The sequence below is a fragment of the Bradyrhizobium sp. C-145 genome (assembly GCF_023375135.1).
GTDB classification, from domain to species: Bacteria; Pseudomonadota; Alphaproteobacteria; order Rhizobiales; family Xanthobacteraceae; genus Bradyrhizobium; species Bradyrhizobium zhanjiangense.
In genome coordinates, this window is record NZ_CP088150.1 from 1,278,657 (window position 1) to 1,293,445 (window position 14,789).

General features: G+C 62.9%; 13 protein-coding genes and 3 pseudogenes. 11 read left to right on the forward strand and 5 right to left on the reverse strand.

The genetic code is table 11. From position 1 onward, the window contains the following. Positions 1–8 precede the first annotated feature (8 nt). Genes LRP30_RS06065 through LRP30_RS06075 form a run of 3 tightly spaced genes read left to right on the forward strand, consistent with a single transcriptional unit; the run spans position 9 to position 2,807 of the window. A complete protein-coding gene (locus tag LRP30_RS06065; protein ID WP_249759669.1) occupies positions 9–1,064 on the forward strand; it encodes an ABC transporter substrate-binding protein in 1,056 nt (351 codons plus the stop codon). Next, the gene (locus tag LRP30_RS06070) at positions 1,061–1,942 is read left to right on the forward strand and encodes an ABC transporter ATP-binding protein (protein ID WP_249759670.1); all 882 of its coding nucleotides are present in this window, start codon (positions 1,061–1,063) and stop codon (positions 1,940–1,942) included. The genes LRP30_RS06065 and LRP30_RS06070 overlap by 4 nt, the downstream gene beginning before the upstream one ends. Continuing rightward, complete coding sequence (locus LRP30_RS06075; RefSeq protein WP_249759671.1) at positions 1,935–2,807, forward strand: ABC transporter permease; 873 nt, start codon at positions 1,935–1,937, stop codon at positions 2,805–2,807. Before LRP30_RS06070 ends, LRP30_RS06075 begins: the two co-directional genes overlap by 8 nt. A 332-nt stretch (positions 2,808–3,139) precedes the next feature. Here LRP30_RS06075 and LRP30_RS06080 read toward each other — a convergent pair whose 3' ends face one another. Beyond that, entirely contained in the window at positions 3,140–3,382 is a 243-nt protein-coding gene (locus tag LRP30_RS06080; protein WP_249759672.1) for a hypothetical protein, read from the reverse strand. Positions 3,383–3,781: 399 nt separating this feature from the next. Between LRP30_RS06080 and LRP30_RS06085 the strand changes: the two genes are divergently transcribed. Both LRP30_RS06085 and LRP30_RS06090 read left to right on the forward strand, forming a co-directional pair. Beyond that, complete coding sequence (locus LRP30_RS06085) at positions 3,782–4,048, forward strand: DUF3551 domain-containing protein (RefSeq protein WP_249759673.1); 267 nt, start codon at positions 3,782–3,784, stop codon at positions 4,046–4,048. Positions 4,049–4,664: 616 nt separating this feature from the next. Next, positions 4,665–4,868 (forward strand): annotated as a pseudogene (locus LRP30_RS06090) (metallophosphoesterase family protein); the annotation flags it as partial. 54 nt (positions 4,869–4,922) lie between these two features. Here the strand turns inward: LRP30_RS06090 and ligD are convergent. Both ligD and LRP30_RS06100 read right to left on the reverse strand, forming a co-directional pair. After that, the gene (gene ligD / locus LRP30_RS06095; protein ID WP_249759674.1) at positions 4,923–5,870 is read right to left on the reverse strand and encodes a non-homologous end-joining DNA ligase; all 948 of its coding nucleotides are present in this window, start codon (positions 5,868–5,870) and stop codon (positions 4,923–4,925) included. A gap of 38 nt (positions 5,871–5,908) precedes the next feature. Beyond that, a pseudogene (locus tag LRP30_RS06100) lies at positions 5,909–6,010 on the reverse strand (DNA ligase); the annotation flags it as partial. A 104-nt stretch (positions 6,011–6,114) separates the two neighbouring features. Here LRP30_RS06100 and LRP30_RS06105 point away from each other — a divergent pair. Next, positions 6,115–6,303, forward strand: a complete 189-nt coding sequence (locus tag LRP30_RS06105) for a DUF3606 domain-containing protein (RefSeq protein ID WP_249759675.1) — start codon at positions 6,115–6,117, stop codon at positions 6,301–6,303. 24 nt (positions 6,304–6,327) lie between these two features. Here the strand turns inward: LRP30_RS06105 and LRP30_RS06110 are convergent, their stop codons facing one another. Further along, the gene (locus tag LRP30_RS06110) at positions 6,328–6,606 is read right to left on the reverse strand and encodes a hypothetical protein (protein ID WP_249759676.1); all 279 of its coding nucleotides are present in this window, start codon (positions 6,604–6,606) and stop codon (positions 6,328–6,330) included. Between the two features lie 1,228 nt (positions 6,607–7,834). Here LRP30_RS06110 and LRP30_RS06115 point away from each other — a divergent pair. Both LRP30_RS06115 and LRP30_RS06120 read left to right on the forward strand, forming a co-directional pair. Next, a pseudogene (locus tag LRP30_RS06115) lies at positions 7,835–8,569 on the forward strand (ArdC-like ssDNA-binding domain-containing protein); the annotation flags it as partial. A 334-nt stretch (positions 8,570–8,903) separates the two neighbouring features. Further along, entirely contained in the window at positions 8,904–10,259 is a 1,356-nt protein-coding gene (locus LRP30_RS06120) for a tyrosine-type recombinase/integrase (RefSeq protein WP_249759677.1), read from the forward strand. A 320-nt stretch (positions 10,260–10,579) separates the two neighbouring features. Here the strand turns inward: LRP30_RS06120 and LRP30_RS06125 are convergent, their stop codons facing one another. Continuing rightward, positions 10,580–10,975 (reverse strand): hypothetical protein, encoded by a 396-nt coding sequence (locus tag LRP30_RS06125; RefSeq protein ID WP_249759678.1) that lies wholly within the window; start codon positions 10,973–10,975, stop codon positions 10,580–10,582. On the opposite strand from LRP30_RS06125, the gene LRP30_RS06130 reads away from it, so the two are divergent. Genes LRP30_RS06130 through LRP30_RS06140 form a run of 3 tightly spaced genes read left to right on the forward strand, consistent with a single transcriptional unit; the run spans position 10,940 to position 14,702 of the window. Next, the gene (locus LRP30_RS06130) at positions 10,940–12,097 is read left to right on the forward strand and encodes a hypothetical protein (protein ID WP_249759679.1); all 1,158 of its coding nucleotides are present in this window, start codon (positions 10,940–10,942) and stop codon (positions 12,095–12,097) included. The two genes, LRP30_RS06125 and LRP30_RS06130, sit on opposite strands and share 36 nt — an antisense overlap. Then, on the forward strand, positions 12,097–14,262 hold the full coding sequence (locus tag LRP30_RS06135) for a hypothetical protein (RefSeq protein WP_249759680.1): 2,166 nt from the start codon (positions 12,097–12,099) through the stop codon (positions 14,260–14,262). Before LRP30_RS06130 ends, LRP30_RS06135 begins: the two co-directional genes overlap by 1 nt. Further along, positions 14,259–14,702, forward strand: a complete 444-nt coding sequence (locus tag LRP30_RS06140) for a hypothetical protein (RefSeq protein WP_249759681.1) — start codon at positions 14,259–14,261, stop codon at positions 14,700–14,702. The genes LRP30_RS06135 and LRP30_RS06140 overlap by 4 nt, the downstream gene beginning before the upstream one ends. Positions 14,703–14,789: the final 87 nt, after the last annotated feature.

Consider the following 14,789-nt stretch of genomic DNA (forward strand, 5'->3'; position numbering starts at 1 on the left):
CGACCAGAATGAACTCGCTGTTTCGATTTTTACGCGCGCGGCAGTTCGCCGCGCGCAAGACGGCGCGGCTGCTGCTCGCCGGCGCCTTGACGTTCGGCCTGATCGCTCCCGCCTTCGCCGAGCCGCCGCTCGACAAGACCGAGATCCGTTACCAGGGATGGGCCGGACAGGTGACGTTCATCGAGCTCGCCGACGACCTCGGCTATCTCGCGCCGCTGAAGCTGAAATGGGTCGGAAACACCATCAGCGGCCCGCAGGACATCCAGACGGTGGTGACCGGCGATATCGACATCGGCGGCGCTTTCTACGGTGCGATCCTCAAGCTGATCGCGGCACGCGCGCCCATCAAGGCCGTCGTTGGCTATTACGGTTCCGACGCCAACACCTATTACGGCTACTACGTGAAGGACGACAGCCCGATCAAGACAGCGCGCGACCTGATCGGCAAGAAAGTCGCCGTCAATACGCTCGGCGCGCATCTGGAGTTCGTGCTGCGCGAATATCTCGCCCGCGACGGCCTGTCCGCGAGTGAGGCCAAGCAGGTGACGCTGGTGGCGATCCCGCCGGTGAGCGGCGAGCAGGCCTTGCGACAGGCCCAGGTCGAGGTGAGCACGCTCAGCGGCGTGCTGCGCGACAAGGCGCTCGAGCGGGGCGGCATCCATTCGCTGTTCAACGACACCGACCTGTTCGGCCAGTTCACCGGCGGCGCCTATGTGCTGCGGGACAGGTTCATCAAGGACAATCCCGAGGCGTCACGCCAGCTGATCGAAGGCATCTCGCGCGCGATCGCATGGGCGCAGGCGACACCGCCGGAAGAGGTCCGCGCGCGCTTCGAACGCATCATCTCGGAGCGCAAGCGCAACGAGGATGCCACTCCCATCAGATACTGGAAGAGTACAGGTGTCGCATCCATGGGCGGCGTGATTTCGGACGCCGAGATCCAGGTGTGGATCGACTGGCTGGAGAAGGACGGCCTGTTCAAGCCGGGCCAGGTCAAGGCCTCCGACACCTACACCAACGCGTTCAACTATTTCCGTCCCGGCAGGACGGCGGAGGCGCAATGACCCAAGTAAAAGTCAACCAGGTCAAGATCAGCTTCGAGCGCGTCCGGAAGGAGTTCATGACGCGCGACGAGGGCGGCGGTCCGGCTGACCGTTTCACCGCGCTGGAGGACATTTCGCTGGACGTTCGCTCCGGCGAGTTCCTGGCCCTGGTCGGCCCGAGCGGCTGTGGAAAATCCACCCTGCTCGATCTGCTCGGCGGGCTGACGACGCCGACCAGCGGCCGCATCCTCCTGGACGGACGGCCGATCACGGGGCCCGGGCGCGACCGCGGCATCGTGTTCCAGCAATATGCGCTTTTTCCCTGGCGCACGGCCGCGGAGAATGTCGAGTTCGGCCTCGATATCGCCGGGCTTAGCGCGACGCAACGCCGCGAGATCGCGCGGCATTTCCTCGATCTGGTTGGCCTGTCCGGCTTTGCCAATCGCTATCCGCACAAGCTCTCTGGCGGCATGAAGCAGCGCGTCGCGATCGCGCGCAGCCTCGCCTACGATCCCGAGGTGCTGCTGATGGACGAGCCGTTTGCCGCCCTCGACGCCCAGACGCGCGAGACGCTCCAGGGCGAACTGCTGCGGATCTGGCGCGCCACCGGCAAGACCATCGTCTTCATCACCCACGGTATCGACGAGGCACTCGTGCTGGGCCAGCGCGTCGCAGTGATGACCTCGCGCCCGGGCCGTATCAAGCAAGTGATCAACATTCCGGAGACGCTGCGCAGCGAGGCCGACGACGTGCGCTCGCTGCCGGAATTCGGCCACCTCAGGCACGAGGTCTGGAGCCTTCTCCGTGAGGAGGTGCAGAAGGCGCAGCAGGGGCAATTCAGCGGCGGCGTCAGCGCGCGCCAAGTGAGCCGTGACGTGAAGGAGGTAGCCCATGTCTAGCCTGGAGACGCTGACCTTGCTGGAGCTGGCGCATGGGCGCTCGCCATCCATATCCAGAGAGCGCCGAACCTCGCCGATTACGGCCGGGATTCGCGCGGCTGCGCGCGGGCTGACTGCGTTTGGGCACCGCTCACTGTTGCTGATCGCTTTGCTGGCGGTTTGGGAGGCGGCCCCCAGGTTCGGATTCATCGACCCCGTGTTCCTTCCGCCGTTTTCGGAGGTGATCGCCGCCGGTTGGCAGCTCGCACAGACTGGTGAGCTCTATGACGATGTCTCGGCTAGCCTGCTACGCGCGCTGAGCGGGTTTTCGATCTCGGTTGCGTTGATCGTTCCGCTCGGCCTCGCCGTCGGCTGGTATGCCCGGCTCGGCAATCTCCTGAACCAGTTCATCGAGATCTGCCGCAACACCGCGCCGTTGGCACTGCTTCCGGTGTTCATCCTTCTGCTCGGTATTGGCGAGTTGTCGAAGGTCACCATGGTGATCTATAGCTGCGCTTGGCCGCTGCTGCTCAACACGATTGCCGGGGTGAAGCAGGTCGATCCGCTCCTGATCAAATCAGCCCGGACGATGGGCGCCACGCCGCAGCAATTGTTCCGCAAGGTGATCCTGCCGGCGGCGCTGCCGACCATCTTCGTTGGTATTCGGCTTGCGAGCGCATCAGCCATGCTGGTGCTGGTCGCCTCCGAAATGGTCGGCGCCAAGGCGGGGCTCGGCTATCTCATCATCAACAGCCAGTACAGCTTCCTGATCCCGCAGATGTATTTCGGCATACTTGCGATTACAGTCGCTGGGCTTGCGTTCAATGCCATCCTCCAGGCAATCGAGCGGCATTTCATGCGATGGAAGGCACCGGCCTCTGCTTGACGTTCCGCCGCGCGCCTTGCCCGCTTACCTGAACCACACCATTGCTTGGTGCTCGATTCCTCGCTCCGCCGGCATCCATGATGTGCTCATGCCAGCTCGTGCCGCTTGGGCCATCGCTCTTTCAATTCTGGAGACGGACAGTTGCTCGCCCGGCCAACACGTGGCTCTCAAGCCAGCGGGCAAGCGCAAAAGCGTGTTGGGGAGGAGGCGAATCAATTTCGCCGAATTAGGATTCAGAATTGGCATTTAGACACGTCAGCAATAAGCAAAAGCGTGTCGGGGACTTGCTTTGTCCTCACTCCATGAAGGTCGCTACCGGGCCGGGCCGACAATCACACAAGCAGTTCACCAATGGCGATCCATCGACTCGGCCAAGAATAGATGGTTGACAAGCATTTAGCCGAGTGGCGCGCTACATCGGTGGCGAATGCCTTCTGCCCTGCTTCATTGGGTCTGTGTCCGTTCCCGCGTCGATGACGCAGATTTCCGGCAAGTTCGTCCTTGGTGTCGCCGCCAATCCTCGTCGTATTGGGAAACGCAATGTTGACCTGAAGCCTCGCGACGTGTTCGATCATGCCCAAGCCTTGACGCGGACAAATGCCGCTTGTCGCCGCAGGTGATATGGCTCATCGACTCGAGGCAACACCGTACGCACCTGGGGGTTAAGGTTTCTGAACGGCAACAGTTGGAAGCAGCCGCCTTAAAGTCTAGGATGTCTGTCGTCGGGGCTGGACTGCATTTTTCACGATAGGCATTTTGAACCCGGAAGGCCGCCGGCGATATCGTCGGCGCCTATTTCAGGGATAAGCGGATGAGATGGGCTCGCCTGTATGCTGGGATTGGCTGGTCACCACGGCGGTGCCGCTTGGGGGCAACAATGAATGATTGGAAGAGCGAACTGGACGGCCATTGACCGAAATCGAACATCAATTTCAGATGCTCTATTCTCCCAGGACTCAAGAGGAGGCTAGATCATGCGCAACCTTGTCATTATCGGCGTGTTTGCACTTCCTATGCTCGTCGGCTTTGGATCACCTTCCATCGCCGCTTCGCGGGCGCGTTCGTACATCCCGCCGGCTCGGCAAGACGTTTATTGCTTGCAGGGACGTAGCTGGGGATACCCTGGCAATTGTCAGTTCTCGACCTACGATCAGTGCATGGCCACCGCATCCGGCACCTACGCCTATTGTGGCATGAATCCAGTCTACGCATTCAAGCGACAGCCAGGGCAATCGCACTGATGTGAGGTTAGGCATTCTTGGCTTTGGAAAAGCGCTTCGCGATGCCATTGCGCCCTCGGTGAGACAGTGATGGCGGCAACGGGCCGAGTCCAGATCCGCGTTCGCTCGTTTGTTCTTTCTGGTTGGTGGGCCCGGCAGGACTCGAACCTGCAACCAGACCGTTATGAGCGGCAGACTATGGATCAGCTTCGTTGATTTTGCTGCATTTTCGTTTGAGGTTGATCGCGTTCGTCGTGGTTTGTTCACGTCGTTTCTGGTGCGAAACTGGTGCGGTCAGTGAGCTCCAGGAGGCACTTCACACCGTTGGCGACACAGTCTGTTCCATGATGGATTGGACCGGGACTTCTCGAAAAGCTAAGTGGCATCAGCACTTAAGTCTAAACGCGATCGGGCATGTCGTACCAAATGTAGTATCGCTTCACTGCTGAGCTCTGAACGAGGTCGGGATTCTTGTGACGTGCGGTGGCGGTGGAGGCCTCAGTCGCAGCTGCGATCGCAATCGATTGGGCCTTTGGTCAACGCAGAGACCGACGCGCCGGTTGTCGAAGCGACGCTTCTGGATCGTGATGCTGGCCACGGCTCGTACTATGGTCATCTCACCGCCCGGGAAGCGGCTTTGAAGGTCGATCCCGGCGCCGGCATCGACGTCATCATCTCCGGGCATTCCCACGTGCCGAAGATCGACACGGTCGGTGGCATTCTCTACCTGAATCCCGGCAGCGCGGGACCTCGCCGTTTCAAGCTGCCGATCACGTTTGCGACGCTCGAACTCACGCCTGACGGCATGCGACCGGAAATCCACGACCTTGGAAGCGAGTGAGTGTCGGCGGAGGGTGCGTCAATCCTTTTTGCCGGTTTTCGCCGAAGGGAAGCACTACTTGCGCGGACGTTCTCGCTCACGCACGACGTCCTTCGCCCGCTTGTCGGACCTGAGCCCGAGGTAGACGGGCTGGCGCAGTTCGCCCTTACTCGTCCACTCCGCAAATTTGACCTCGGCAACCAACGAGGGCTTGACCCAGGTCGTGGCAGCCTCGTCCTTCACTTTGGCAGGGAAGGGTGATTTCGGGGTCGTCAGCTTCATGAGCTTGGTGTGGAGGTCTTCCAGGACCTTGTGGCTGAAGCCAGTGCCAACATGTCCGATATAGCGCCATGTGTCGTCTTCCCGCACGGCGAGGACCAGGGCGCCGAAGTATGGTCTTGTACGCCTCGGCGCCGTGAAGCCCGCGATCACCACTTCCTGCCGCTTTGCTGTCTTGATCTTCAGCCAATCCGCCGTCCGGCTTCCGGACGCATACGCGCTGTCGGCGCGCTTCGCCATGACGCCTTCCAGACCCTTCCGCTCGGCATCGGCGAAGAATTTCGTGCCGCTCGCTTTGCGGTGACGGCTGAAGGTGATCAGCCGGTGACGCGGCAAGATCGCTTTCAGCCGTTCCTTGCGCTCGAGAAGAGGCTGTTTGCGCAAGTCAACTGTGTTCTGAAACATGAGATCGAAGGCGCAATACAGGAGCTTCGCTTCATGCCGCAGTGCGTTCTGAAGTAGCTGGAAATGCGAGACGCCGTCCTTTCCGATCGCAACGAGTTCGCCATCGATCACGGCGTCGCCCTTCACGCCTTCCAGCGCTTTGGCGACCTCGATATAGCTGCGGCTGATGATCTTGCCGTTGCGGCTGTAGAGCGAAACCTTGCCCCGCCGGATTTCCGCGATCATCCGGAAGCCATCGTACTTATCCTCGAAAACCCAGTCGGGGTCGTCGAACGGCGCGTCGGTGAGCGTAGCGAGCATTGGCTGTAAGCGCTTGGGCAGGGTCGACGTCCGGCTCATTCAAGGGCCAATCCTTCAGTGCGTGTTGCGTAATGCAGGGACGGCACCTTATCGCTCGAGGTGGCCAGGGCCGGTTCGATGAAGCCGGGGAAAGGCGCCTTGACGCCGATAACCGCCTGCTTTTTACGCTGAAACGCCACTGAAGAACTCCACGCTACAGCCGATTCAAATTGGCACAGTTCGAATCGTTCCGGAACCTGCGAATCCCTGTCGCGTTGCTTCGATGTCACAACAGGAGGCACCGATGGCGGTAGCGAAGAAGAGCAAGAAGGCGCGCGGACGAAAGCAGGATCGGGCGCGGGTGGCCGGCGGGCAGGACTACGAAGTGCAGTACGAGACGAAGAAGACAGGAAAGTCGGCACCCGCGGTGAAAAAAGCCGTCAAGAAGGTCGGCAACACGCGCAAACGTGTAGAGAAACGGCTGGGCCGCTGAGGCGGAGAAGGGTCGGGTCGGGGCCTAGAGCCGGTCCTCCTCGTCAGGAGGGCATTCTGGGCAGGTATCACCAATCGAGTCCAGCGCGTCGCGAACCGCGGCCTCCACTGCTTGACGGGATACGTCTGCTGGCGGATCTCGACGGGCGATGTCGAAGGCCCGCTCTCGTGCATGCGGATCGGCACGGTCTTGCATCCAACCGTGCTCCTCGCACTCGCGGATGGCGCCGGCTTCGTTCAGCACGTTGATCGCCCAACCGCGCAGGGTGCGGAACGCTGACCGTCTCTGCTTGGTCATCAGCATTGAAGGTTCTCCCACGCTGAGACGAATCGTTTAGTTCCGCAGACGTTCCCCATCGCTAACACACGACTGGGATTCCGGATCGTGGGATCTCGTGGTCCCACAAAGGCCGAATTTTCCGCCCGGCCAGGTGCTAGGGTGGGCAAGAACGAGCTGAAGAAACCGCTTTTCCGATACTTCAGACGTCTGAGCTCAGGTGCTTGCTCCTTGTCCGTTTTGCGCGTGCGGCTGTCGACGCACCTGGCTCTCGTGAACCGAGCCGCACAGCGTCTCGGTCATGCGGCTTCGATCCCTCGCGCACGAGCAGGCCACGCCCCTCGCGGGGCAGAAACGAAAAACCGGACCTTTATGCAGCAGCCACCTGCACAAAGGTCCGGCCTTATCTTAGCGTGCCGCGATACCAAACGGCTGCAAAGGACGCTTCATATCCTTTGGAAGGTATCGCTTTCATCCGGGTTGCGACCCGGAGGCGGCAATAGATCAGTAGCCGATACGACTACTTCTTTTTCTTTGAAGTCTTCTTCGCCACCTTCTTGGTAGCTGATTTCGTCGTCTTCTTTGCCTTCTTCGCTTTCTTGGCCATGTCGTCCTCTGTAAGAATTGGCTCTCAGTGAACATGCCCACGCCGTGCATCGACATGCGCACGAGTGAGACGTTATCACAAAAGCAAAATTGATACCAAGCAGACGTGAAGCCGCATTGAGTCGCTCGCCGGACGCACTCGCCCTCGGGCCCGCAGTCATTGCATGCCGGCGTCGCTATCACTGCCCTTCGAGTCGGGTGCCTTCTTAACCGGTCTCGCGACTGCACTCGGTCCCGGGTCCCGCCGCTACGCGTCGGCGCTATGCTGACCCTCCTGCGGGTGCCTCTTTCGCCAGGTCTCGCGACCCGCAGTGGTCTCCGCTTTCGCTCCGGACATACGCTTCTCTTCTATATTTATGACGGGAGACGTGCATCTCGCGCGCAAAGCTTCCTGACCCCACCCGCCACCACCTCCCCGCTGAGACGCCGTGGGCCCGCAGGCGGGTAGGGGCGCGGCGCGATTCATAATCTTCGGCATTCGAGCCGCAGGGTGTCCAGACGGGCCATTCGGTTCGAAGTCTACCGCGCGTGCAACTCGTTTCCGGCGCGGTGCGCCGTCATCGAGATTGAGAGTGAGAGTGCGGACCGGGTTCGTCGTGACGTCGAAGGTCGGGAGAGAGGCTCCCGGCGCCCGTCGCGGAGAGCCGCGATGTCCAGGCACACACGAGCTCGCGTTGGCGACGACCGGGCGAGCCTTTACACTGAAATCACCGATAAAATCATCGCCGAACTGGAGGCCGGCCGCATCCCCTGGGTGCAGCCATGGGGGACGGCGGCGATCAAGGCGCCGCTCGCCATGCCGCGCAATGCTTCGACGCTGCGCGGCTATTCCGGAATTAATGTGCTGATTTTGTGGGGTGCCGTTATTGAGTGCGGCTTCTCTGGTCAGAGCTGGCTGACCTTTCGTCAGGCGCTCGGGCTCGGCGGCCATGTCAGGAAGGGAGAGCGAGGAACGACAGTCGTCTATGCCGATCGCTTCATCCCCGAGGACGAGCGTCGACGCGCCGCAAAGATGGGAGATGAGCCGGGCACGGTCCCATTCCTCAAGCGCTTTACCGTCTTCAACACCGACCAGTGTGACGGCTTGCCCGAGGACGTTGCTGGCTCGGTCGTCCCGCCGCCACCGGATCAGATCGAACCGCAGGCTGAAGCCTTGATTGCCGCGACCGGTGCCGACTTCCGGATTGGCGGGGCGCGCGCTTACTACAATACGGCTGGCGATTTTGTGCAGGTCCCGCCGCCGGCGGCGTATTTCGAGCCGATCAACTGGCATCGAACCGCGTTCCACGAACTGTCGCATTGGAGTGGAGCTGCTTCCCGACTTGGTCGGGATCTCTCGTGCTCGTTCGGCTCCAAATCTTACGCGCGCGAGGAACTGGTCGCGTTATCCTAACACTGTGATCCTGTCTCAGAATCAGGCATGGAGCGGCGTCACCGGTGTTGCGGTGGAGCTCTTCAGACGTCCGAGTCAAGCGTTCCCGCAGCGTAGCGAGGACAACGCTTGACACGGCGGCGCCACCACAAGCTATTCAAAGGGGTGCAGGCGAAGTCCTGCAACCTTGCCACGCGGCGAGCGGGAGAGCGCGAGCGGAACCCCTCGCATCCTAAACAAAAAGAGTGCGCCGAAGGCGCTCCGCTTGGGTATGTGCGTGCAACTGTACTTTACGAACCTTGACGCGCTATCGCGTCCGCTTCCTTCTTCCATCGATGGCCTTGTAGTGAGCATCGTGCCCGGAGCGGTCGACGTTGCCGAGCGCGCCGGGCTGATCGACGGCATGCCGTTCATTTTGATGGATGACGGCAGCTACGATCTCCATCTCAATCGGTTCTTCCGCGCCTGCCCGGGTATGGGCGCGCGCTCGCCGAACACCTGGCGTTCGTACGCGCGGGACATTCTGGTCTGGGCTCGCTTTCTTTGCGAGCGGCGGGGCGGCAAGACGGTCTGGCAGGCTGACCGCCATGACGTTCTGGCGTTCCATCAGGCACGGCGGCTGTCGGCGGCTCCCTACCGCATCTCGGCATCGAGCTGGAATCGAGGCATCGCGGCGCTCGACAGATTCTATCGGTGGGCCGTCGAAGAAGGGATCATGACGACCTCGCCCTTCAGCTATGGCGTGACCCTTCGCAGGACGGCGGGGGCGCCCGCGTTGATCGCTGTGACGGCGAACCGCTCGCGCGAACGCGCCCCGCGGCGTCATGATATGCGTTTCATCGATCTTGGTCGCTATTTGCTGTTTCGCGACGTCGGCCTGCGCGGAAGGCTCCCGGATGGTTCGGAAGACCCGACCTGGCGTGGCCGCAATGGCGAGCGCAATGCGCTGTTCGCCGAACTTCTCGTCACGACCGGTCTGCGATTGTCCGAGGGTGGCAGCCTGCTGCTCTCCGATCTTCCGCGCACGTCCGACTCCGGCATGCGCTCGCTCCCGTTCGACCTCCCCGGGGCAGTGGCCAAGGGCGGACGACCGCGCCGCATTCGCATCCCTCGCCGCGTCTTGAGGCTGATCAACGACTACATCGATCTTGAGCGCGCGATCTCGGCAGCCCGGTCAGAACCCGTGGTGTCCAATCCGTTCTGGTTGGCGCCGAATGGCGAGAAGGTTGCCGATGCGATGGGCCGCCGGGTCCGCCTCGACCGGCTGACGCCGTACGAGCGCGGCCGTGTGCTGATTGGAGTACGCGGCAAAGCGCAGCATGCGCTGCTTTGGCTGACGGAAGGCGGCGAACCCGTCCCGTCAGCAACCTGGGAAGCGGCCTTCCGCCGCGCCTGCGCGCGTTGCCGGCATTTCGGCATCGACGTCAACGTGACGCCGCATACGCTGCGGCACACCTTCGCCGTCAACATGCTTTCCATGCTGATCCGCGAGCAGATTGGAATCGTGTTCGATCCGCAGGATCGGCATGGCGCAGCCTACCGCCGGATTCTCGGGGATCCGCTGCAGAAGCTCCAGCACCTGCTGGGCCACGCCAGCGTGACCAGCACCTACATCTATCTCGACAGCCTGGCCGAGGCGCAGGAACTGGTCGACGCGGCCGCCGATCGCTGGGCCGAAGATGCGGCCGGTGATGCGCAATGACCGATCTGACAGCTGGGCCAGTGCGGCGGCCGGGACGTCGCGCGCTGTTTCCTGAGGCGTTGCCTGATCCCGAGGGCGAAGCCGCCACAGCCATCGCATCGCTCCGATTCACCGTCACCCTCGCGGATCGCAGTATCACGATCGATCTGACCATGCTGTCTGGCCGCGAGGTGTTGGCCCAACCGCTTGCGGGCGCGCTCTGGCGCGCCTGTCAGGTCGGCGGCCCGGCGGGCTCGATTTCGACCGCGGCGGCTTATGCCAACGCGCTCAAATTCTTCTGGCGGTATCTCGAGTCTAGCAAGCCCCGCGTCACCCGCCTGTCAGATGTAAGCGCAGCTTGCATCGACGGATTCGATGCATGGATGGAGGAGAGTGGTCTGCACCCCAATCATCGCCTTCACCGGATGAGCAAGGTGCTCAATCTGTTCCGGCTCGCCGAGGCCGCCGAGCCGGGTTGTCTGCCGCCCGATGCCTCGCGGCGGCTGATGTATACGAGCGACCGACCCGGGGTGCGCAACCGGCCACGCGATGCCTATGGCGATGATGTCGCCACGGCGCTGCGGAATGCTGCGCGCGCCGATCTCACCACGGTTGTCGGTCGCTTTGCCGAGGCGGATTGCATTCCGACGCTTGAGGATGCCGATCGGACCAAAGCTCTGCAGGTTGCGCACGAAGGAGCGATGGCTGTGATCGACGCCGAAGGCGCCATCGGTCACCGGCACCCCGTCTTCAAGCGGCTCTACACACTTCGCCGCGAGAGTGGCTTGCCGAACGATCGCCTGATCCACGATCTGCACGGCCGCCGGCATCTGCTCGCCGCCGACCTCGTGCCGCTGATGGTCCTGCTCTCGCTCGATACCGGTCTGGAGATCGAAGCAATCAAGGACTTGCGGTCGGATTGCCTGAAGAACTCTGCGGGCGGCTATGTCGAGATCGAGTATTGCAAGCGGCGGTCGCGCGGTGGCGAGTGGAAGCGGTTGCGTGTACGCGATGGCGCCTCATCGACGCCGGGCGGCCTGATCCGCAAGGTGCTGCAGTGGACCGTGCCCGCGCGAAGCCGGCTTGCCACCGGCACGCTTTTGGCTCACTTCGCCTGGGGCCGGTTGACCCCGCGCGTCCTCGCCACGAAGGAACTTGTTGCCTCATGGACCGAGCGACACGGTATTCGCGACGAGGAGGGCAAGCCTCTCCGGCTCAATCTGACACGCCTCCGCAAGACGCACAAAGCAGCATGGTATCGGCGAACCGGCGGTCAGCTCGACCGCTTTGTGGTCGGCCACAGCGTGTCGGTTGCAGCCAATCACTACGCCGATATCCCCGCGCTTCGTCATATCCACGAAGCCACCATCGCTGATGCCATGGAGGACGCGCTCGACGCCGCCCTGCATCCGTGCGTCCTCTCATCGGGAGATGAGGCAGCCGTTCGAGCCGATCCGGACGAGGCCGTCGGTCTCCCGGTTTCTGGGCATGCGGCCGTCAACGCGCTGTTCAGCGGCGAACAGGATGTCTGGCTCGCTAGTTGCGGCGGTTTCTACAAGAGCCCGTTTGGCGCCGATGGGCACGCTTGTCCGTCCCCATTCTGGGGCTGCCTCGAATGCAGTAACGCAGTCATCACCGCACGCAAGCTGCCCGCGCTCCTGTCCTTTCTGAACTTTATCCGGGCGCAACGGCAGTCGCTCAACGAAGCCGACTGGATCAGCAAGTTCGGCCGAGTTCATGGGCGGATCGCCGATCAGATTTTGCCGCGGTTCAGCGTAGCCGAGATCGAACAGGCAGGCCAGCTCGCGGCATCGGACCCGACGCTGATTTACCTGCCGCCCGAAGCTGGAGCACCATAATGTCTCCCGTTAACAGCGCTTTGTTACAGCCCGCATCGCTTCCGTCGGCCATCTATGGCGACGACGAGCCCGTGCTTGCCGGCATTCCGGTCAGGGAGGATGCGGATCGAGCGCAATTCCCACGCTTTGGCGATGACCACTGGGATTTGGGAGTCGCCATCTTCCGGGTGAACGCCCGCTACAGCAATTACCGGCTCAATTTCGCCCGCATCGCTGACCCCCTGACCCGGCGGCTCGCCAAGGAGTACGTGCTCGCTCGGCTCCGCATCCATGTGCCCGGATACCGGGCGCCGTGTAGCGTGGCTTGGGCGATCCGGCTGCTGCGCTACATCCAGCATTTCGCGGCGTTCCTCACCGCGCACGTTGGCGCCGTCAATCTGCGCCGGATCGACCAGCCTGTCCTTGACGCCTATCTGGCACACGCCCGCGATGGTGGCCGGCGAACGCCGCACGAGACAGTGAAGTACGTCGAGGTCCCTATCGATCTGCATCATCTGTCGCCATGGCTGACGGAAGGCGGCATTGGCTTTCTGCCGTGGCGTGGGCGTGCGGCTCACCATGTTGCCAAGCGGCCGCCGGCACGGGCGGAGAATGCCACACCGCGCATTCCCGAACCGATCATCGGCGCCATGCTGCGCTGGTCGCTCAAATATGTCGATGTCTTTGCGCCGGATATCCTCGCGGCACGAGCGGAGCTCGATGCCCTTGAAGCCCGTTGCGAGCAACTGATGGCACAGGATGCGCGGGCCGGGGGAGCAGTTGCCGGGACTTATCTCACCCGCACGATCAAATGGCTCGAGGCGCGCCGGATGGCCGGCCGAGGCGTGCCGATCTGGGAGCGCGCGCCCAATGTCGCCCGCCGCATCGACCCCCAAACTGGCGCCGAGACACCACCTTACAATCTTCAGCTGATACGCCTCCATGTCGGTGCGCGCGAGAGCGGCCGTATCAGCCAGTCCGAACCGACGGCACGGCTGATCGATCAGGCAGCGGCTGAGCTCGGGACCGAGGTCGGCGGTCTCGATACGCCGATCTCCATCGATCCGGACACCAGTCTGCCGTGGCGCCAACGCTTTGACGGCCTGAGCCTCGCCCGGGAGGAACGCATGCTGCAGGGCGCCTGCTACGTCATCTGCGCCTATCTCACTGGCATGCGCGACAGCGAGGTGCAGGCCATGCAGCCGGGCTGTGTGTCAGCGGAGCGCAGCGCCGATGGCTTCATCGAGCGCTACCGGGTGCGCAGCACGGTCTACAAGCGCCACGGCGCGCGCGGCGTGACGGCCGACTGGATCACGATCGAACCCGTCGCCCGCGCCGTTGCGGTGATGGAGATCCTTTCGGCGCGCAATCGTCGGGAGAAGGGACTATCGTCCCTATGGGTGGCGCTAAAGGACTGGCCCTGGAGCGCTGATCATCTCGGCATCGGCGCGACGCCGACACTGAACCTGTTCCGCGAAGGTCTCGATGCACGCTGTGGCGACGAACCAGTCATTCCTCGAATCGCGGACGAGCCCTGGAAGTTCACGACCCGCCAGCTTCGCCGCACGATCGCGTGGTACATCGCCAACCGGCCGTTCGGCACCATCGCAGGCAAGATCCAGTACAAGCATGCCTCGATCGCCATGTTCGAGGGATATGCCGGCTCGCCCAATGGCGATTTTCGCCTGGCGGTCGAGCGTGAACGTGCGCTCGGCCAGTTCGGCGATATCGTCGCGCATTATGAAGCTTTCCGTCGCGATGACGGTCCGGCCGGAGCGGGCGCCATGCGACTGCGACGCGAGTTTGCCCGCGTACAGGACGAATTTGGCGATCTGCCTGGCCGGATCGTGGACCGCAAGCGGTTGCGCACCATGCTAGCCCATCTCGGCCGAACCTTGCTTGTGGGCTTTCTCAACGACTGCCTGTTCGACGCTGCGACCGCGCTGTGCCTCGCAGCCGCGCCGGATTCTGAACGGGCCGCGCCAGCCCTGTCGCGATGCAGCCCAGACCGTTGCCCCAACGCTTGCCTGACCGCGCGCCACCTCGAACCATGGCGGGCCTCGATCGCCGAGGGGGAAGCTTTGCTCAGCGACGGTCGCTTGTCGCCGTTGCAACGCGCAGCCATCACGCAGGACAACGAACGCAAGCGCCGGCTCATTGCACCCCTTATGGATGGTGGCGCATGACCGCACCGATTGGTTCGAAGAGCGAGGCGGCGCTGCGGGCGGCGATGGCACGATTGCTTGACGGTCGACCCGAGCGCACCGACGGCGCACTCACCGTCGCCAACCTGGCGCGTGAGGCAGGTGTCAGCCGGGCCACCGCGAACCGTGCCGCCGATCTTCTCGCCGAGTTTCGCGCCGCCGAAGCCCACCAGCGGCGATCATCTCCCCACGCCTTGAAGCAGCGCATCCGCACCCTCGAGGCCGAGCTCAGAGCCGTGCGCGGCGCCGAGATGGCCGAGCTGCGCTCACTTAGCCGCACGCTTGCCCAGCACATCCAGATGCTGACGTTGCAGGTCGCCGAACGCGATGCGCAGATCACGCGCTTGCAGGATGAACTGGCCCAATCGCCTCAGGCCAACGTCATTCCGTTGCGGCGCTTACCTCGCGACGGCGCAGGCTGAGAGCCGCGCAAATCGCAGCATTGTCCTGCGGTGGCCGCTCGCATGGTCACGGTCTCCTGTGTTCGCCCGTCGAGGCAGGGGCTCGGG